This is a genomic window from Sorangium aterium (assembly GCF_028368935.1).
GTDB lineage: Bacteria > Myxococcota_A > Polyangia > Polyangiales > Polyangiaceae > Sorangium > Sorangium atrum.
Map to the genome: position 1 here is coordinate 1,234,018 of NZ_JAQNDK010000002.1, position 18,888 is coordinate 1,252,905.

An 18,888-nucleotide genomic window follows, 5' to 3' on the forward strand; every position below is an offset into this window, starting at 1 on the left:
GCTGCGCGCGGCGCCGCGCGCGGCGTCGAAGCCGAGGAGGATGCGCAGTGGAGCAGGGGATTCCGACGTGGGGCACGCCGATCGAGCTCCTGAAGAGCCACGGGTCCGGCGTCGCGAGCGCGCTGTTCATCGCTGTCGTCGGGTGGACGGCCGCGGCCTGGGCCGCGCGGAGCGTGCGGTCGCTCGGCAAGCAGTGGACGCAGATCGACGCGACCCTCGTCCCCTTGCTGGCCAGTGTAAGCAGGCTCACTGTCTTGACGGTCACCGCCATGGCCGTGCTCGAGCGCTTCGGCGTCGACACGAAGAGCCTGTTCGCCGTGCTCGGCGCCGCGGGTCTGACCATCGGCCTCGCCCTCAAGGACACGCTGTCGGACGTGGCCGCCGGGCTGGTCTTGCTCGTGCTCCGTCCGTTCGACGTCGGCGATGCGATCGAGGTCGACGGGACCTCCGGCATCGTCGACGCCATCGACGTGTTCCAGACCAAGCTGACGAGCTTCGACGGCGTCCCGATCATGCTGCCGAACTCCAAGGTCCGGTCCGCCAAGATCCAGAACTTCACCCGGGCGGAGCGCCGGCGCATGGACCTCACGATCGGCGTCAGCGCCACGGCCGACATCGCTCACGCCATCGCCACGCTGCGGGACGTCCTCTCGAACGAGCCGCGCGTGCTGCCGGCGCCGGCGCCGTCGGTCGACGTTGTCGAGCTCGCGGACGAGAAGGTCAACCTGCTCGTCCGCGCCTGGACCCTCCCCGCCGATTTCTTCCCGGTGCGGCTCGAGCTCACGCGCCACTTCAAGGAGCGGCTCGACGCAGAGGGGGTCGTCATCCCCATGCCCCAGCGCGAGCTGCATATCCCCCTTCGCGAGCCGGAGCGGCGATCTACCCCGCTCCTCTGAGGCGGCCCGCGCGGTTCGTGCGAGCGGCCCGGGAGGCGACCCCGCCGCGCTGCCCCTCGCCCCTGCCCGAGGTCAGGGCGTGCCCATCAGGAGATAGTACCAGGTGCCCACCTCGATGGCGTTCGGGTGCGTGCCGCTCACCCGGGTCAGCGTGCTCGTGAAGATCTTCTTGTTGAACGCAAGGCCGTTGCTCGGCGCCTGCGTCTTCACGTACCAGGCGGCCGCCATCAGGGCCGATGTCTGGTTGTCCTTCTCGAACAGGACTCCCATCTTCACCTGGCTGTCGTCGGGGCTCGGCAACCGGTAGAGGTACCCGGTGCGGGTCCCCGGGACGGTACGCGTCCCCTGCGTCCAGTCGCCCTGAGTCGGGTTCCGGGGGGCCGTGAACTGGTTGCTCGGGCTCACGACGTCCAGGAACGCGTCGAGCGCCGGCGCCGTGAAGCTCGGGATCACCTCGGACGTGAAGGTCAATGTGTTCGCGAAGGTGAGGGCGCTCGCCCACCGCCAGTACTCGGTCTGCGCCTGGAAGGTGAGCTGGCCATTGGAAACACCGTTGACCCCGAGGGCCACGATCCGGACGAGATCAGCGGTCGAAAAGATCCTGAGCCTCACGTCCGGCGGGATCTGGGCAATCACACCGGAGCCCGGTTTGGCCTTCGCAGGGCTGCGCGTCGAATGGGAAGCGCCGGCGGCGGGCGCACCGAACGTTGAGTCTGCATCGTTGCTCATGGTTGCGCTCTCTCCTGGGATGACGATCTCGACAGCATCGATCGCAGCGCGCGGACCCTGTCCAGCCCGCGCTCCGGTGGCGGCGGCACGCGCGCGCTCACGACGCGCGACCCGCGCGGCCTCACCCGGCGTCGACGCCAGGAAAGCTGGATCCTCCCGGCCGCGGCGTCGATGACAGGCGGTCACGCGCGAGGGCCGGCGAGCTCCGGCGGCGGCCCGATGTTCAGTACCGGATCACCTCGAGCGCCTCGGTGCCGAGCCGGATCTGCCGCGACGTCGTCCGGCGCTCGACGAGCGAGCCGGCGTCGAGCACGCCCGCGCGCGCGAGCTGCTGGCGGGCGCGGAAGACGTTGACGTTGAGGTGATGGAGGTCGAGCCGCAGCTTGCCGAGCAGGTCGTCGACGTAGCGCCACCCGCGCTCGGCCGGGGGCAGCCCGCTCTCCCGGTCGCGCAGCCGGGAGCGCGCCAGCATGAGGAGCAGCTCGTGGTGGGCGCGCGCGGCGAGCTGGATGACCTTTTCCCCCTGCACCAGGGAGACGGCGATGTGCTCCTCGTCGTGGCTCACCTCGAAGCGCAGGACGGTGAGGCCGAGGAGCTTGGGGCTCGCCGCGCTCGACGCGGTGGTCGGTACGGCGGCGTCGAGCGCCTGTGGCGGGACGCGCAGCACCCAGGCGCCGCCGGCCTCGATGCGCTCCTGATCGACCGCCGGGCGGGTGGCCCCGTCGATCTCGATCTGCCAGACGCCGTGCTGATCCTCGAAGAGCGTCACCCGGGGATCGGCGGCGTCCGGCAGCGCGAGCAGGCCCTCCTCCGCCGCGCGCACCTCGCCGGTGAGCTCGGCCCGCGCGCTCGTGACGGGCGCGCCGGCCTCCTCCACGGTCCAGCGCTCGGCGTCGCCGCCGAACACGAGCTCCGCCCCCGCGTCGAGCGCGACCCGCTCGGCGGACGTGAGCCGCCGGCCGCCGACGTGCGTGCCGTTCGTGCTGCCGAGGTCGCGGATCCACCAGCGCGCTCCGTCCCAGAACAGGACGGCGTGCTCGCCGGAGGCGCAGCGGTCCCGGAGGCGCACGGCGCAGTCGCGCGCTCGGCCGACCCGCGCGCGCGCCGGGAGCGTCACGCGAAGGCCGTGGGCTTCATGCTTCAAGACCGCCATGGATACAGCGTAAGATGGCGCCGCCGACCACATCAACGGCGTCGAAGGCGAGACCCCCATGAGCGATCCCGCGGCACTCCTCCGGAAGCTGGCGGGTGAGCTGCACCTGTCTCCCTCGGCGTGCGCGGAGATCCAGCGGGCGCTCGCTGAGCACGCCGCGCGCAGCCTCACGGAAGAGCTGCCGGCGACCGTGGTCCGGGACGCGCCGGCGGCGGCCGGGGGCGCACCCCGGCAGACCGGAGGCGCGTCGGCCGTGGCCGAGCGCCGCCCGAGCGCCGCGCCTCCGGCGGTCCACGCGCCGGTCGCGGCGTGGCCCTGGGACCGCTACGACGATCTCGGGCTCATCGGCCGCGGGGGCATGGGCGAGGTGCGGCGCGTCCGCGATCGCGTGATGGGCCGCGTGCTCGCCATGAAGCTGCTGCGCATCGAGGGGCAAGACGACGCGGACGGCCGGGCGCGCTTCCTCGACGAGGCGCGCCTCACGGCGTGCCTTCAGCACCCAGGGATCGTCCCCGTCCACGACTGCGGGATGCTCCCGACCGGCCAGCTCTGGTTCACGATGAAGGAGGTCCGCGGCCGCACGCTGAGCGCGCTGATCCGCGCGCTCCACGCGTCGGGCGAGGCCGGCCCCTCGCCCGAGGCGCTGCGCCGCGTGCTCGACGTCTTCGTCCGCGTCTGCGAGGCGGTCGCGTACGCGCACGGCCAGGGCGTCCTCCACCGCGATCTCAAGCCGGACAACGTCATGATCGGCGAGTTCGGCGAGGTCCTCGTGATGGACTGGGGCATCGCCCGCGCGACGGCGCGCGGCGCGCTGGCGGACGCGCTCCCGGACAGCGGCCACCACACGCACGCGGGCCTCGTCCTGGGGACGCCTGTCTACATGCCGCCGGAGCAGGCGCGCGGCGAGGCCGAGCAGCTCGGGCCGCCCAGCGACGTGTACTCCCTCGGGGCCGTCCTGTACGAGCTCCTCTGCGGCGAGCCCCCGTTCCGCGGGACGGCGCTGGCCGTCCTGGCGCAGGTGGTCCAGCGGTCGCCCGAGCAGCTCGCCGTCCGGTGCCCCGACCAGATCCCTCGGGATCTCATCGCGATCTGCGAGCGGGCGATGGCCCGCGCGCCGTCGGCGCGCTACGCGAGCGCCGAGGTGCTCGCCGCGGAGATCCGCGGCTTCCTCGACGGCGCCCGCCGTCGCGAGCGGGCGCGCGCCCTCGTCGAGGAGTCGCGCGCGCTGGCGCCGCAGATCGAGGGCCTGCGCGCGCGCGCCCGGGCCCTCCGGGCCGAGGCGAAGGCGGTGCTCGGGCGCCTCGACTCGTTCGCGCCCGCCGCCGAGAAGGCGCAGGGGTGGGCGCTCGAGGACGAGGCGCGCGCGCTGGACCGCGCCGCCGCCCTGGACGAGGCGACCTGGCACCAGAAGCTCCGCGCCGCGCTCAACGAGGCCCCGGACTTCGATGAAGCGCACGCGGCGCTCGCCGACGCGCACCTGGCCGACCTGCGGGCCGCCGAGGAGGCGCGCGACGCCGAGGCCGCGGCGCGCGCCGAGGCGTTCCTCAGGGCGCACGCGCGTGAGCGGCACGCGGTCTTGCTCCGCGGCACCGGCGCCCTCTCGCTGCGGACCGACCCCGAGGGGGCGCAGGTCTGGCTGCTCCGCTATGTCGAGCAGGAGCGCCGGCTCCGCGCCGAGCCCCAGGGCTTCCTCGGCCACACGCCGCTCTGCGAGGTCCCGCTCGCGCGCGGCAGCTACCTGCTCTTGATCCGCGCGCCCGGGTACCGCGAGGCGCGGTACCCTGTGAAGATCGGCCGCGGCGAGCACTGGGACGGCGTGCGCCCGGGCGGCGCAGAGCCGTTCGTGGTGCCCCTCCTGCCCTCGGAGGCGCTCGGCGAAGAGGACGTCTACGTGCCGGCGGGCTTCTTCTCTGCCGGCGGAGACCCGCAGGCCGGCGACGGCTTGCCGGCGTGCCGGATCTGGGTCGACGGCTTCGTGGTGCGGCGGCACCCGGTGACGCAGGCCGAGTACCTCGCCTTCCTGAACGACCTGCTCGAGCGCGGGCGCGAGTCGGAGGCCGCGGCGGCGTGCCCGCGCGCGGCCCGCGCGATCGCCGGCAACGTGGACATCCCGCTGTTCGCGCGCGACGGGGACGGGCGCTTCGTGCTCGGCCCGCAGGCGCGCGCGGAGCAGGCGCGGCACCCGGTCGCCTCGGTGGATTGGCGCAGCGCCGTCGCCTACGCGTCCTGGCTGGAGGCGCGCACCGGCGCGCCGTGGCGCCTCGTCGGCGAGCTCGAGCGCGAGAAGGCCGCGCGCGGCGTCGACGGGCGCTTCTTCCCCTGGGGAGACGAGCCCGAGCCGACGTGGGCCTGCATGGTGGGGGGTCGCCCCGGCCCCGCGAGCCCGGCGCCGGTGGACGACCATCCGACGGACGAGGGCCCCCACGGCGCCCGGGGCCTCGCGGGCAACATCCGCGACTGGTGCGCCGAGCTGTGGATGCCCGACGGCCCCACGGTGGTCGACCGCATCGCGCGCCTCCAGCCAGCGGACGCGGCGGCTCCGGGGCTCCGCTCGATCCGCGGGGGCGCGTGGAGCTCCGGGCCCCCCGCGGTGTGCCGCGCAGCAGGCCGCTTCGCCGCGCGCCCGGAGGATCGCTTCAGCGCCGTGGGCTTCCGTCTCGCCCGGCCCGTCGTCGCCGGCGGGTAGCCGGTCGTCGCCGGCGCGCAGGGGATGCGTTCGGCCGCGGCGATCGCCGTATTTGGCTGCTGAGCCCGCATCGCAGCGCTGGCGGCGGGGAACGAACTGTAACAGACGGCAACAGACGGCGGATGTCGCGTTTGCACTCGAGCGCTAGGCTCGTCGGGACAGCCTGTGTCCACGAGGTCCATGGAGAACACGGATTCGCATCATGAAACGGCGGAGCCCTCCGACCCGGCCTCGCCTGCCGCGGCAGAGCTCGCTGCGGCATCCTTGCAGCGCGGCGAGGCGGGGGCTGCGCTGCTCGATCAGGAGCGCTCTGCGCTGCACGAGTCCTCCGCGGACGGCGCGCTGGTCGACGCCTTCTTCCAGGCCACGACCGCGGGGCTCGGGATGATCGACCGCGACCTCCGCGTGGTGCGGCTCAACCAGGCGCTGGCGGACATCAACGGGATCCCCCTCGATGCGCACCTCGGCAGGACGATCCCCGAGCTGCTCCCGGAGATGAGCGACGTGATCGTCGCGCATCTCCGGCGTGTCCTGGCGACGGGCGAGGCGTTCACCGCCGAGGTGACGGGGACGACGCGCGCGTCGGAGCGACCGCGCTCCTGGCTGGTCAATTACGCGCCTGTGCGGGCGAAGGACGGGCGCGTCATGGGTGTGGGGACGATCGTCCTCGACATCACCGAGCGCAAGCAGACGGAGGACAGGCTCCAGGAAGAAGGGGAGACGCTCGAGCTGCTCAATCGCGCCGGCAAGCAGCTCGCCGCCGAGCTGGATCTGGAGAAGCTCGTGCAGGCGGTGACCGACGCGGCCACCCGGCTGAGCGGCGCCCAGTTCGGCGCGTTCTTTTACAATGTCACGAACGCCGAGGGGAAGAGCTACATGCTCTACACCATCTCTGGCGTGCCACGAGAGCACTTCTCCGGGTTCCCGATGCCGCGCAACACCGACGTGTTCGCGCCGACCTTCAACGGAGAGGGCGTGGTGCGGCTCGACGACGTCACGAAGGACCCGCGCTACGGGAACAGCCCCCCTTACCACGGGATGCCGAAGGGCCACTTGCCTGTCGTCAGCTACCTTGCTGTGCCGGTGGTCTCCCGTTCTGGGCATGTCATCGGCGGGCTGTTCTTCGGGCACTCCGCGCGGGGCGTCTTCACCGAGCGGGCGGAGAAGCTGGTGGTCGGCCTCGCGGCCCAGGCCGCCATTGCGATGGATAACGCGCACCTGTTCCGGAAGGCGCAGCAGCTCATCCAGGCGCTCGAGCGGAGCAACAAGGAGCTCGACCGCTTCGCCTACGTGGCGAGCCACGACCTGAAGGCGCCGCTCCGCGCCATCGCGAACCTCTCGCAGTGGATCGAGGACGATCTCGTGGACAAGGCGACGCCGGAGACGCGCCAGTACATGGATCTCCTCCGCTCGCGCGTGGTCCGGCTGGAGGCGCTCATCGACGGGATCCTGCGCTACTCGCGCGCTGGACGGCTCCGCGACAGGCCCGAGATCGTGGACGTCCAGAAGCTCCTCGAGGACGTCCTCGCGCTGCTCACGCTCCCTGCGAGCGCGTCGATCGATATCGCGGCGGGCATGCCGACGCTCCTCGCCGAGCGGGTCCCGCTGGAGCAGGTCTTCCTGAACCTGATCGGCAATGCGCTGAAGTATGCCGAACGCCCCGACGCGCGCGTCGAGGTGCGGGGGCGGGCGCTGGGCGATCTCTGGGAGTTCTCGGTGAAGGACAACGGGCCCGGGATCGACCCGCGATACCACGGGAAGGTATGGGAGATCTTCCAGACCCTGAACGCGCGCGACAACATCGAGGGGACGGGCATCGGGCTCGCGATCGTCCAGAAGATCGTGCTCAGCAAGGGGGGGCGTGTGTGGGTCGAGTCCGAGCAGGGCGCCGGCGCCACGTTCTTCTTCACCTGGCCTCGGATGGAGACGGACGGCGGGCTCGGCATGCGCTGAGGAGCGGCTGTGGCGCTGCGCGAGGCGAGCGTGGCAATCCGCCACGCCCCGCGCCGCGTGGCGGAGCCGGAGCGCCGCGGCCGCTCGCCGCGGGGCGGTGGCGCGCGATCTGCTTCTCGCTGTCGGGTGGGCATGGGCCCTTGCCCCATGCCGGGAGCGCGACGGTGAAGCATCGATCCATGGCGGTCCTCCTGAACTGCTCCTCCCGATCGAACCGAGCGGCGGCGCAGCGCGCGCGGCTCGGGGAGCTCCTGAGAGAGAGCGGCCTCGCCGCGGAGGTGCTGTGCGCCGAGAAGGGGCAGCAGCTCGGGGAGCTCGCCCGCCGTGTGGCGCGGGGGCCTTGCGACCTCGTCGTGGCCGGCGGCGGCGACGGGACGGTGAACACCGTCGCTGCCGCGATCGCTGGGACGGACAAGACGATGGGCGTCCTTCCGCTCGGCACGGTGAACCATTTTGCCAAGCACCTCGGCGTTCCGCTGACCCTTGAGGGCGCCGTGCGCACGCTCGTCGAGGGGCGGCGCGTCCGGGTCGATGTCGGCGAGGTCAACGGCCGGGTCTTCGTGAACAACTCGACGCTGGGCATCTACCCCGGCATCGTGCGCGGCCGCGAGGCGCTCCGGAAGCGGCATGGGCTCAACAAGTGGATAGCCCTGGCGCTGTCGACCGTCTCGGGGATCCGGCGGCACGAGCGCGTCCGTCTCCGGCTCGTCCTGGATGGGCAGGAGGTCGAGCTGGAGACGCCGTTCGTGTTCGTCGCGAACAACGACTTCAAGCTTGGCGACGTGGACATCGGCCGCCAGCGCCCGCCGTGCTCGGGCGAGCTCGGCGTGTGCGTGGCGCACGCCGAGAGCCGCCTCGCCACGCTCAAGCTCATCGCCAGCGCGGTCGTCGGGCGCGTTCATCGATCGAACGATTTCAGTATCCTACGAACGACGGAGCTCCGGGTGGAGGCGCCCCACCGCCGCCTCCACGTGGCCGCGGACGGCGAGGTCCTCCGGATGGCGCCGCCGCTCTGCTATCGCGTGCGGCCTGCAGCGCTGCGCGTCATCGTGCCGCTGTCGTCCGAGCTCCGCGCGGGCCCGCGGCGGCAGGAGGACCCATCTCGCCCGGTCGCGGCGCTGGGGGGATGAGGCGCCGTGCGCACGCTCGTGCACCTGTCGGATCTGCACTTCGGCCGCGTCGACAAGGCCATCCTCCGCCCGCTGATCGACCGGATAGGGGGGCTCGAGCCGCACATGGTCGTGATCTCCGGCGATCTGACGCAGCGGGCGCGCGACGCCGAGTTCGCCGAGGCGCGCGCCTTCCTCGACGCGCTGCCCTCGCCGCAGATCGTGGTCCCTGGCAACCACGATGTCCCGCTCTACAACCTGTTCGACCGGTTCTTTCGCCCGCTGGACAGGTACCGGAGTCACATCACGGATGACCTCTCGCCGTTCCACCGCGACGCGGAGATCGCCGTCCTGGGCATCAACACTGCGCGCTCGCTGACCATCAAGGATGGGCGCATCAACGCGCGGCAGATCCGGGGGATCAAGGCGAGGATGTGCGAGCTCGGGCCCGAGATCACGAAGATCGTGGTCACGCACCATCCGTTCGATCTCCCGGAGAACTCGCCCCATGCGATCGTCGGGCGCGCGAGGCAGGCGATGGCGGCGATCGCGGGCTGCGGCGTCGACGTCATCCTGTCAGGCCACCTGCACATGAGCCACACGGGTCACTCCGCGGAGCGCTTCGACGCAGGCGGCCACTCCTCGCTCATCATCCAGGCCGGCACGGCCACCTCGACGCGGGGGCGCGGGGAGCGGAACGCGTTCAACGTGATCCGGATAAGCGGGCACAAGATCGACATCGAGCGGAATTTCTGGGAGCCGGACAGCAGCGTGTTCAGGATCGCGGGCGCGGAGCATTTCGAGGAGACGGCGCGGGGGTGGGTGCGGGCGGCGTAGGGGCGGCGCGCACGACTCCTCCGCTGGAGCGAGCAGCCCGAGCTCGTGGAGTGATGTCGGCGATCTCTCGAAGACTCGTGCTGTTTTGCTCTCCATCAGAGGGGCGAAGGTGAGCTTTCATGCGGACACGTGAGCTACCATCCCGACGGCGATAGATTCCATAGGAGTACGTGTTCCTCCCCTGGGGGACGATGTAGGCATCGCAGATCGCCATCCTGGGAACAAAGGAAGGCTATCCCGCCAGGAAAGAGCTTGGCGAAGGTGGCCGCGGCACGGTGTCGTGAACCGTGTCGTCGCAGCGGGAAGCGTCTGCCTCGTTTGCCTTCTAGCGTCACTGCTTCGTAAACGGCGAGGGCCGCTTTACTCACCTTGATCGGATACCCGGCGCAGAGGATCTCGAGATCCGGGCCTAGGAGGAGAGCGTTGTCAACGGTAGATAGCTGACCGATGTTGTCGATGAGCGCGTCGAGCGCGTCCTCAGTTCTCCGCTCGTCATCCTCTGCGACCATGCGCTCGAATCGATCGTCGTCCGTTATCGGAGCTGTGGACCCGTCAAGCCGCCCGCGGAGGTCCTGGAGGTGCGCACGGCGCAGCGCGAGCTCTGCGGTCTTTGCGGCCAGCGCGCGACGATGGGCCGGTGGTAGCCGATATTTCCCGAGCGCTGCCTGTCGATCCATCTCTGGGGATTCGGGGAGAAAGGTGATCAGGCCGCCGTGGTTCCCTGCGGACATCCTCTCGACGAGACCGGCGACGACACGATAGACGGTTGCGTATTGATGTTCTCGGTGGAATGGGTATGGTCGAGGTGACCGATTCACGATGCCGGCACAGAGGCGTCGAAGCGCCGACGCGATGATGCTCTCCTGCTCCGACAGGATTCTGAATAGACTGGGTTTGCTGGACAGGTCGACAGCTCCGCCGCTCTCGTATCGAAACCGCTCTACCCCGTGACGCCATAGCGCCACGTGGCCCGGCCTGCATGAACGCAGTACGATGGATGCTGTTTCTCCTTCCGCAGGGAGGTGCGTATGCTCGACGCGTCTCGCGAGGCCCTGGATCACGAGCCGGCCGTTGCTCAGACCGACAACGATGGCAGTTCGCGGAAGATCTGCCGCAGGGGCCACCTTGGCGAGCGTCTTGACGTTGAGCTCGGTGACTCCTGAGCCATGTTCGAACGGAAGGATCTGCCAGGCAGGCATGCGTCCATGACCAACGCCGACGAACCGATGTTCGAGCACGTGCTCCAGTCCTTCGATGCCCTGCTCATGGTAGACGACACTCACACGCGTGGCGCTTCCCTCTTCTTTCTCCAAGCTGGCAAAAAAGACGGTGTCGATCAGCTTGCCGAGAAGACGCACGTTCTTTTCGTCGTTCTGCGCTTCCGGGATTGATCGCAGCCACGCCTTGAGGGCTTCGCGTGGGTACTGCAGGCGTGCGTCGCTCATAGGACAGCCTACCTCGATCTCGTCCCAGGCTCCGCGCCCACGATAGGCGCCCAGCGCGGGGGCCCTCCGCGCGGGGTGGGGGATGGGCCGATGTCTGTCTGGTCTGTTGGCTTAGTCAAGTGAGCGGTAGGCGCCCGGAGAGGGGGTTCTCCGCGCGGGGTGGGGGATGGGCCGATGTTTGAGCCTGAGTCATCCCTCCTCCGGCGGAGCCGGAGGAGGGATGACTCAGGCGAGTTCGGCGGGGCCCCCACCCCGCGCGGAGAACCCCCTCTCCGGGCGCCGGGCGACCCGTCAAGACCTCACGCCCGCCGGGACAACGACCGCGTTACCGTAGCCGCCCGGATCCTGTCACCCCATCACGCCAGCTTCCCGAGCTCCCGGAACCGCCCGCGCAGGTCGTTGTAGAGCCCCCGGTACACCGCATGGATCTCCCGGTACCGCGCCGAGCGCGCCGCGTCCGGCGCGACCCGGGACACGACATGAACGAACGCGTCCGCCGCCTCCTCGACCGACGAGAACAGCCCCGCGCCCGCCGCGCCGAGCAGCGCCGCGCCGTAGGCCGGGCCCTCGGTCGACGTCGTGATCGCCACCGGCGCCTCGAAGACGTCGGCCATCAGCTGGCGCCAGAACGGGCTCCGCGCCCCGCCGCCGGTCAGGCGGATCTCGTCGATCGAGACCGCCGCCGCGCCGTTCGTCTGCCCCACGCCGCGCATCAGGTCCAGCGAGTCCGCGAGCCCGAACGTGATGCCCTCCAGCACCGCGCGCGAGAGATCGGCCTTCGTCGTCCGGGCGCTCAGCCCCACGAACGCGCCGCGCGCCGCCGCGTCGTTGTGCGGCGTGCGCTCGCCCATCAGGTACGGCAGGAAGACGACGCCGCCCGCGCCCGGGCGCGCCGTCGACGCCGTGTCCGAGATGATCTCGTACGGATCGACCTTGCGGAGCTCGGCCGCCAGGCGCTCCCCGTCGCCGAGCACGTCGCGGTACCAGCGGAGCGCGCCGCCGGCGGCGAGCATCACCCCCATCAGATAGAAGCGGCCCGGGACCGCGTGGCAGAAGCTGTGGAGCCGCATCTCGGGCTCAACGATCCACGAGTCGGTGTGCGCCAGGATCACGCCGCTCGTGCCGACCGACGCCATCGCCCGGCCGGGGCGCACGATGCCGAGCCCCACAGCGCCCGCCGCGTTGTCCGCTGCGCCCCGCACGACGGGGATGCCCGCCGGCAGCCCCGTCGCGGCCGCGACCTCGGCCGTCAGCTGACCGAGCGGCGCGTTCGAGGGCGCAGACCGCGGGAACACCGCGCGCGGGACGCCGACCGCCGAGAGGAGCTCGGCGCTGAAGGAGCGATCCCCGGGCGAGAACGCCAGCGTGCCGCTCGCGTCGCTGTCGTCCGTCCCGAGCTCGCCCGTCAGCCGCAAGCCCACGAAATCCTTCGGCATGAGCACCGCGCGGACGCGGGCGAACGCCTCGGGCTCGTTCGCCCGCAGCCAGAGCAGCTTCGGCAGCGTGAACCCCTCGAGCGCGCGGTTGCCGACCAGGCGCGCGAGCCCCGCGTCGCCGACCTTCGGGTTCGCGCGGATGGCCTCGCACTCGGCCGTGGTGCGCGTGTCACACCACAGGATCGCAGGCCGGATGACCGCCTGCGCCTCGTCCAGCAAGACCGCCGAGTGCATCTGCCCCGTCAGCCCGATCGCGCGCACGTCGTCGCGGCGCGGGCCGAGGGCGCGGGCGAGCTCGCCGAGGGCGCTCAGCGCCGCCGCGGCGAAGTCCTCGGGATCCTGCTCGGCCCACCCGGCGTGCGGCGTGGAGAGCGGGTATTCGCGGTGCGCCGACGCGACCGCCGCGCCGCGCTCCGTTTCGACTGCGATGGCCTTGAGGCCGCTGGTCCCGACGTCGATTCCGATCACGATGGCCATGGAAAGCGTCCTTTTTGCAGTTTCGTCTACTTCGGTGATCTTCGTAACGACTCTTAACTAAACGAGAAAATCGTAAGCTTTGTAAGCGCGCAGGCCGCGCGGCTAGAACACGACCTGGAGCTTCATGGGCGCGGTGCCCTTCTTCATCATCTCGAGGCCGCGCGGGAGCTCCTCGACCGGCATCGCCTCGGAGAGGAGCTTCCTCACGTCGATCGCGCCGCGCTCCATCAGCTTGAATGCCCGGTCGTATGTCCGCCTGATCGCGAAGCTGCCGATGATCTCGAGATCGCGCCGGTAGATCTCGAACGGCGAGATCTCGACTTTGTCCTGCGGCCCACACACGCCGAACACGAGGTACCGGCCGCCGTTCTTGACGTACTGGATCGAGTCGCCGAGCACCCGGGCGATGCCCGTCGCGTCGATCACGACGTCGAAGCCGTAGGGCGCGATCTTCTTGAGCTTCGCCTGGAGCGCGTTGTCGGCGAGCACCACCTCGGCGGCGCCGTGCTGGCGGGCGAGGTCGAGCTTCGACTCGACGACGTCGACGACGGTGACCGCGGCGGCGCCGTTCGCGAGGCTCGCCTGGAGGTGGAGCTGGCCGATCGGGCCGGCGCCGAGGACCAGGACCTCCGAGCCGATCTCGATGCGCGCGCGATCCTGCCCGAAGACGACGCACGCGAGCGGCTCGCAGAAGGCGGCCTCGCTGAACGAGACGCGCTCGAAGCGATAACAGTTCTTCGCTGGGACCCGGACGAGCTCGGCGAACCCGCCGTCGCGCGTCACGCCGACCGCGTTCCACTTCAGGCAGTGATTTTGCCGGTTGATCATGCAGAAGTGGCACTCTTCGCAGGTCACCGTCGGGTCGACCATCACCCGATCGCCGGGGCGGAGGCCCTCGACCTCGTCGCCCACGGCCGCCACCTCGCCGGCGAGCTCGTGCCCGGGGATCAGCGGGAAGGTCGGGAAGAAGTCGCCCTCCCAGATGTGCACGTCGGTCCCGCAGATGCCGCACGCCTTCGCGCGGACGAGGACGTCGCGCGGGCCGATCTGCGGCGGGGCGACGTCGTGGCGAACGGCGATCTTCTTCACGGCTTCGAGCACGGCAGCCTTCATGCGAGACCCTCCTTGGGAAGGTCGCATAGGCGGGCCAGGGCCGCGCGTCGAGGGTCGAGGGCCGCCGGCTGCGCCCACGCCGCGTCGCGCAGCGCCGGGGACCGCCGGGGACCGCCCCGCGCAGCGTCGCACGACGTCGCGCAGGGCGGCCTGACGCGGGATGTCAGGACTTCGTGGCCGGCTTGGACGGGGAGATCGTGCGCCAGAGGAACGCGTAGACGTCCATCAGATCGCGCGGGGCGAGGCCGCGCTCGCGCAGGCGCCGCTCGAGCTCGCGCGCCAGCGCTTGCATCCGGGCATACCCCTCGGCGCTCGGCGCGCGATCGTAGGCGAGGTTGAAGCCGAGCACGGCGGCCTGCTTCTCGAAGAAGGAGGGCTTCACGAAGACGTGCTCGCCCGGGTAGACGAGCGCGCCGAGGATCGTGACGAGCGGCCACGTGACGACCTTGGCCGCGGCGAGCACGCCGGCCAGCCGGTCGAAGCGCGCGGCGTAGTCGCCCGCGCCATAGAGGAGATCCACGACCGCCTCGGCGTAGGCGCGGTGGTGCTCGGCCGGCATCTTGTTGAAGGGGATGAGATCGCCGAGGGGGTGCAGGAGGCCGGTCGCGGCCTTGTGGACCTTGGTGATCCTCTCCATGAAATCGGTCAGGTTGCCCGCCGCCAGCAGCGCCTCGAGCTCGCCCTTGGCGAGGAGCGCGCGCGCGGTCTCGATGGCGCCCTGCTTGAAGGCCTTGCTCTTCTTCTTCGCGCCGCTCGCCGGGCCCTCGGCCCCCTCGCCCCCGGCGGCGCCGCGCTCCTCGGCGATGAACTGCGGACCCCCGAACCCACCCTCGAACTGCGTCTCGAAGCTCGCGACCTGCTCGTCGAAGCTCGTGACCGGCGGCGCGACGACGCGGGCGCGCTGCTTCTTGGCGGCGGCCGACGGCCGGTCACGGAGACCGCGGATCCTGGCCTCGAGCGCGCTCGCCTCGTCGTCACCGAGCTGCACCGGCTCGAGCTTCGACCAGAAAGCCTTGGCGATGGAGTGATTGAGGCCATCCTCGAAATCGTAGAAGCGCTTTTCATCGCGCTCCTCGACGAGGTATCCGAGTCCCCACTGGGGACACCCCGGGTGCTTGACGATGATCGGGGCCGAGGGTTCCGTTGAACGAGAGGTCGCCATAGGCGGCGCAGCCTACTCGATCTTGGGGCGACCGCACCCGCCCCGGAGCCCCTTCTGGACCCGTGTTCAGGTGCGCCGCGCCGGCCCGTGCGGGCAGGCCGGCGCTAGAGGTCTCAGTTGACGTCGCGCGCCGCCGAGGCGAGCGCGAGCTGCTGGAGCGCGAGCGCCTCGGTCACGCGGCGCACCCGCGCGACGACGTCGAGCGTCTCCAGCACCGTCTGCCGCTCCCGCGCGTCGAGGATGAGGTGGTGGGCGCAGAGATCCGCGACGAGCGACGTGGCCGCGTCGCGCGGCAGCCGAAACTCGAAATTGCTGTCCCGATCCCGGACGAGCGCCGCGAACGAGGCCGCGGTGGAGATGAGCGCGGCGTGATCCTGGGCCGAGACCTCCCCGGGCTCGTCCTCGAGGACCGTCGCCGCGGCCGTGCGGTACGGCGGCACGAACGGCCGCTCCGCCAGGCGGACGCGGGCGCGGCCCCGGAGCAGGATGTTGTAGCGGCCCCCGGGCAGCTCGGCGTGATCGATGATCTCGCCGGCGCCGGCCACCCCCGCGATGGCCGGGTGGCCGTGCGCGTCGATCGCCCGGGGGTCCGTGATGAGGACGACCGAGAGGATGCGGTGCGTCTCGAGGGCGTCGCGCACGAGCGCCCGGTAGCGCGGCTCGAAGATGTGGAGCGGCAGCAGGGCGCCGGGGAAGAGCACCGTCTGCGGCAGCGGGAACAGCGGCAGCTCTGGCAATGCCGCACTGAGGTCGCCCGGGCGCGGAGGCGTCGTATCCACGGGCCGCAGGGTAGCACGCGGGGGGTCGGGTGTGGCGGCGCCACGTACATGCGCATCGAGCTCGGCGGTCCGCACGTCCATGCGCATCGGGCTCGGCGGTCCGCCGTCAAGCGCGCGTCCTGCGAGGGCGAGGACGGCGGGCCGTCAGCCGAACATCTCGATCGCCGAGCCGGTGACGGCGTCGGGGGCGTCGAGCGCGGCGTACACGATGAGCCGCGCCACGTCGTCGGCGCTCATCTGCGGGGGGAACCCGCTCCCGACGAGCATGTCGGTGTCGACCGAGCCGGGGAGCACGGCGATGGACTGGAGCCCCGTCCCGCGCAGCTCTTCGGCCAGGCTCTTCGAGAAGCCGACGAGTCCCCACTTGGACGCCGCGTACGACGCGTTGCCGGGGGACGCGATGGTCGAGGAGATGCTGCCGACGTGGACGAGGCGGCCGTGCCGCTGCTTCAGCATGGCCGGGAGGAACGCGCGCGAGATGAGGAAGGGGCCGCGGAGGTTGACGGCCATCACCTCGTCCCAGGCGGCGGGCGCGCTCTCGTGGACCTTCGCGCCGCGGCGCACGATGCCGGCGTTGTTCACGACGACGCGGGGCGCGCCGAGCCACGCCACCACCTCGGCGGAGGCGCGCGCCACCTGCTCCTCGGAGGCGACGTCGCAGGGGACCGGGAGCGCGGCGACGTCGAGGCGGCGGACCTCGTCGGTGACGTCGTCGAGGCGCGGGCTCGGAGGGCCGAGCAGCGCGATGGAGAGGCCGCGGCGCGCGAGCGCGAGCGCCGTCGCCCGGCCGATCCCGCGGCTCGGTCCGGTGACGACCGCGACGTCGGTCACGCCCTCCCCCCGGAGAGCGCGGCCAGGGCGAGATCGCGCTCGGGGCCTGGCTCGGCGAACACGCCGGCGACGGCGACGGTCTCGATGAGGGCGCCCGCTTTGCGCTCGCCGCGGGCGATGAGGCACGTGTGCGTCAGCGTGAGCTTGCACAGCGCGCCGCGCGCGCCGAGCTCGCGGACGAGGAGCTCGACGAGCTGCCCGCCGATGCGCTCCTGCAGGGTCAGCCGCCGCGCGAGCGCGTCGAGGACGTGCGCGAGCGTGCCGATGCCGGCGACCCGCGCGCCCGGCAGGTAGACGATGGTGCCGGCGCCGTGCCCCGGCAGCAGGTGGTGCGGGCACATCGTCGTCACGGCGAGCTCGCGCGCGACGACGAGGCCGCGCTCGAAGGGGCCTGTCTCCATGGCGCCCTCGCGGAGCACCGCGGCCGCGTCGATGGCCTCGCCTTCGATCAGGTCGTCGGCCCACGCGTCGGCGACCCGCTCGCCCGTGCCCGCGAGGTCCCCCTCGACGTCGCGCCCGAGGGCGCGGAGGAACTCCTCGATCGCCCACGCCGCTCTCTTCCGATCGATCACTGGGGGCCTCGTCAGTTGAGCAGCTGCCGGCGCCTCTCGGCGGTGATCGGTTTGCGCCCGGCGTAGCCGGCCTCGAGCCCGTGGTAGTGCTCCACGGCCGGCTCCCCGTAGCGCCAGCAGAGCCAGACGAGGGCGCCGTCGAGGCGCCCGTAGAAGTCGCAGAGGCCGATCCGCTGGTCCTTCACGACGACCCCGAGCTCTTCGACCTCCTGCCACCCGGACTCGTACGAGGCGATCTTCTCGGAGAGCTCGCGCTCGCGGGCCCGCGCCTGCTCGCTGCCGCTGCGCGCCAGCTCGATGAGCTGATCGGGCGTCGCCGCCGGGCTCTGCACGGCCTGCACGAGCTCCTGCCAGCAGCGCTCGATATCGGTCGCCAGGGCGAGCTGCCGGCCGATCATCGACGAGAGCCGCGGGACGAGCGCGTTCGCTTCTTCGATGGTCCAGATGCGGGAAGTGCTCACGGGACCTCACCTGAAGGGCGGCGCGACGACCCGGTCATGCAGGGCCGGTAAGCGGAGGAGAGTGCGGTGTCAAGGGCTTCTACGGAAGGAGCCGTCGCGCGCTGCATGCGGTGGGCGCGGCGGGCGCGAGCCGCGCGCACGGCGAGGGCGCGGTCGGCACGGGCGTGCGTGAGGTGGGCGCGTGCGGGCGTGCGGTCGGTGCAGGCGCCTCCTCGCGAACAACAGCCAGGGTGGCCGCGATCACCTGCGTCGTGCCCTTCCTCTCCGCCCGGCAATGTGTTGCAAGCGGCGTTCTGCAAGCGATAAGCTCGCGCGGCGATCCTGTCGGGTTGCGAGACCGCCGCATGCGACTCCGGACGATATCGGGCATCAAGCTGTCGAATTTGCTCCTTGGCGGCTGGAGCGGGCTCGTCCTCCTCTACCTGTATCTGCCGATCCTGCTCCTCATCGCCTACTCCTTCAACGACTCGCGGATGAGCGTGGTGTGGGAGGGGTTCACCTTCAAATGGTATCGGCAGCTCTTCGATGAGCTCGTCGCCCACCTGGGCGACGAGCGGCGGTCGCCGCTCATCGAGTCGCTGAGCAACAGCGTGATCATCGCCGCGATCACGACGGCGTTCTCGGTCGCCCTCGGCACGGCGGGCGCCTTCCTGCTCTACCGGTACAGGTTCCCCGCGCTCCGGTCGATCACGACGCTGATCTTCATTCCCATGATCATCCCGGAGATCATCATGGGGATCAGCCTGCTCATCTTCTTCAAGACGGTGGAGCTCGATCTCGGCTTCACGACCGTCATCGTCTCGCACGTCACCTTCTGTTTCCCGTTCGTGCTGATCGCCGTCCAGGCGCGGCTCGCGGGGCTCGATCCGTCGCTCGAGGAGGCTGCCCTGGACCTCGGGGCGACGCCGCTCAAGGCGTTCTTCCTGATCATGGTGCCTTACCTTCTGCCCGCGATCATCTCCGGTGCGCTGATGTCGTTCACGCTGTCGATGGACGAGCTCATCGTCACCTACTTCACCCGCGGGCCCAAGTCCGAGACCCTGCCGATCAAGGTGTTTGGCATGGCGAAGGTGGGTCTGAACCCGATGCTGAACACGATCTCGACGGTGTTCATCGTAGCGACTGCGATGCTCGTCGTGGTCGCCGAGTCGCTGAAGGGCACCGCGAAGCGGCTCCCCGACGAGGGCTGAAGGGGAGCGGCGCGCGGCGCGAACGCGGGCGCCTGCGCCGGCGCAGGCGAGACAAGGAA

16 protein-coding genes are annotated in these 18,888 nt (G+C 71.2%); 6 read left to right on the forward strand and 10 right to left on the reverse strand.

Annotated features, from left to right (window positions below):
- Positions 1 to 47: 47 nt before the first annotated feature.
- Positions 48 to 896 carry a mechanosensitive ion channel family protein gene (locus POL72_RS19660; RefSeq protein WP_272096982.1) on the forward strand — a complete coding sequence of 283 codons (849 nt, stop codon included), beginning with the start codon at positions 48 to 50 and terminating at the stop codon, positions 894 to 896.
- Between the two features lie 72 nt (positions 897 to 968).
- On the opposite strand, the gene POL72_RS19665 is transcribed toward POL72_RS19660, so the two are convergent.
- The gene (locus POL72_RS19665) at positions 969 to 1,625 is read right to left on the reverse strand and encodes a hypothetical protein (protein WP_272096983.1); all 657 of its coding nucleotides are present in this window, start codon (positions 1,623 to 1,625) and stop codon (positions 969 to 971) included.
- A 223-nt stretch (positions 1,626 to 1,848) separates the two neighbouring features.
- Positions 1,849 to 2,778 (reverse strand): FHA domain-containing protein, encoded by a 930-nt coding sequence (locus POL72_RS19670; RefSeq protein ID WP_272096984.1) that lies wholly within the window; start codon positions 2,776 to 2,778, stop codon positions 1,849 to 1,851.
- Positions 2,779 to 2,836: 58 nt separating this feature from the next.
- Between POL72_RS19670 and POL72_RS19675 the strand changes: the two genes are divergently transcribed.
- The 4 genes from POL72_RS19675 (at position 2,837) to POL72_RS19690 (ending at position 9,363) form a co-directional block, all read left to right on the forward strand.
- Positions 2,837 to 5,464 (forward strand): bifunctional serine/threonine-protein kinase/formylglycine-generating enzyme family protein, encoded by a 2,628-nt coding sequence (locus POL72_RS19675; protein WP_272096985.1) that lies wholly within the window; start codon positions 2,837 to 2,839, stop codon positions 5,462 to 5,464.
- Positions 5,465 to 5,644: 180 nt separating this feature from the next.
- A complete protein-coding gene (locus POL72_RS19680; protein ID WP_272096986.1) occupies positions 5,645 to 7,417 on the forward strand; it encodes a sensor histidine kinase in 1,773 nt (590 codons plus the stop codon).
- A 179-nt stretch (positions 7,418 to 7,596) separates the two neighbouring features.
- Positions 7,597 to 8,547 (forward strand): diacylglycerol/lipid kinase family protein, encoded by a 951-nt coding sequence (locus tag POL72_RS19685; RefSeq protein ID WP_272096987.1) that lies wholly within the window; start codon positions 7,597 to 7,599, stop codon positions 8,545 to 8,547.
- A gap of 6 nt (positions 8,548 to 8,553) precedes the next feature.
- Entirely contained in the window at positions 8,554 to 9,363 is an 810-nt protein-coding gene (locus POL72_RS19690) for a metallophosphoesterase family protein (RefSeq protein WP_272096988.1), read from the forward strand.
- A gap of 134 nt (positions 9,364 to 9,497) precedes the next feature.
- Here POL72_RS19690 and POL72_RS19695 read toward each other — a convergent pair whose 3' ends face one another.
- From POL72_RS19695 to POL72_RS19730, 8 genes are all read right to left on the reverse strand, one after another.
- Positions 9,498 to 10,808 carry a putative sensor domain DACNV-containing protein gene (locus tag POL72_RS19695; protein WP_272096990.1) on the reverse strand — a complete coding sequence of 437 codons (1,311 nt, stop codon included), beginning with the start codon at positions 10,806 to 10,808 and terminating at the stop codon, positions 9,498 to 9,500.
- Positions 10,809 to 11,164: 356 nt separating this feature from the next.
- Positions 11,165 to 12,721 carry a xylulokinase gene (xylB, locus tag POL72_RS19700; protein WP_272096991.1) on the reverse strand — a complete coding sequence of 519 codons (1,557 nt, stop codon included), beginning with the start codon at positions 12,719 to 12,721 and terminating at the stop codon, positions 11,165 to 11,167.
- A gap of 102 nt (positions 12,722 to 12,823) precedes the next feature.
- Positions 12,824 to 13,834, reverse strand: coding sequence for a zinc-dependent alcohol dehydrogenase family protein (locus POL72_RS19705; RefSeq protein ID WP_272096992.1), 1,011 nt, complete (start codon positions 13,832 to 13,834; stop codon positions 12,824 to 12,826).
- 163 nt (positions 13,835 to 13,997) lie between these two features.
- Positions 13,998 to 14,996: a hypothetical protein gene (locus tag POL72_RS19710; RefSeq protein ID WP_272096993.1), complete on the reverse strand. Its 999-nt coding sequence runs from the start codon at positions 14,994 to 14,996 to the stop codon at positions 13,998 to 14,000.
- 113 nt (positions 14,997 to 15,109) lie between these two features.
- Positions 15,110 to 15,775: an LON peptidase substrate-binding domain-containing protein gene (locus POL72_RS19715; RefSeq protein WP_272096994.1), complete on the reverse strand. Its 666-nt coding sequence runs from the start codon at positions 15,773 to 15,775 to the stop codon at positions 15,110 to 15,112.
- Positions 15,776 to 15,919: 144 nt separating this feature from the next.
- Positions 15,920 to 16,606: an SDR family NAD(P)-dependent oxidoreductase gene (locus tag POL72_RS19720; protein WP_272096995.1), complete on the reverse strand. Its 687-nt coding sequence runs from the start codon at positions 16,604 to 16,606 to the stop codon at positions 15,920 to 15,922.
- Positions 16,603 to 17,178 (reverse strand): GTP cyclohydrolase I, encoded by a 576-nt coding sequence (gene folE, locus POL72_RS19725; RefSeq protein WP_272096996.1) that lies wholly within the window; start codon positions 17,176 to 17,178, stop codon positions 16,603 to 16,605. The genes POL72_RS19720 and folE overlap by 4 nt, the downstream gene beginning before the upstream one ends.
- Before the next feature lie 11 nt (positions 17,179 to 17,189).
- On the reverse strand, positions 17,190 to 17,639 hold the full coding sequence (locus POL72_RS19730) for a DUF2203 domain-containing protein (RefSeq protein ID WP_272096997.1): 450 nt from the start codon (positions 17,637 to 17,639) through the stop codon (positions 17,190 to 17,192).
- Positions 17,640 to 17,983: 344 nt separating this feature from the next.
- Here POL72_RS19730 and POL72_RS19735 point away from each other — a divergent pair, with 344 nt between their 5' ends.
- Positions 17,984 to 18,829 (forward strand): ABC transporter permease, encoded by an 846-nt coding sequence (locus POL72_RS19735; protein ID WP_272096998.1) that lies wholly within the window; start codon positions 17,984 to 17,986, stop codon positions 18,827 to 18,829.
- Positions 18,830 to 18,888: the final 59 nt, after the last annotated feature.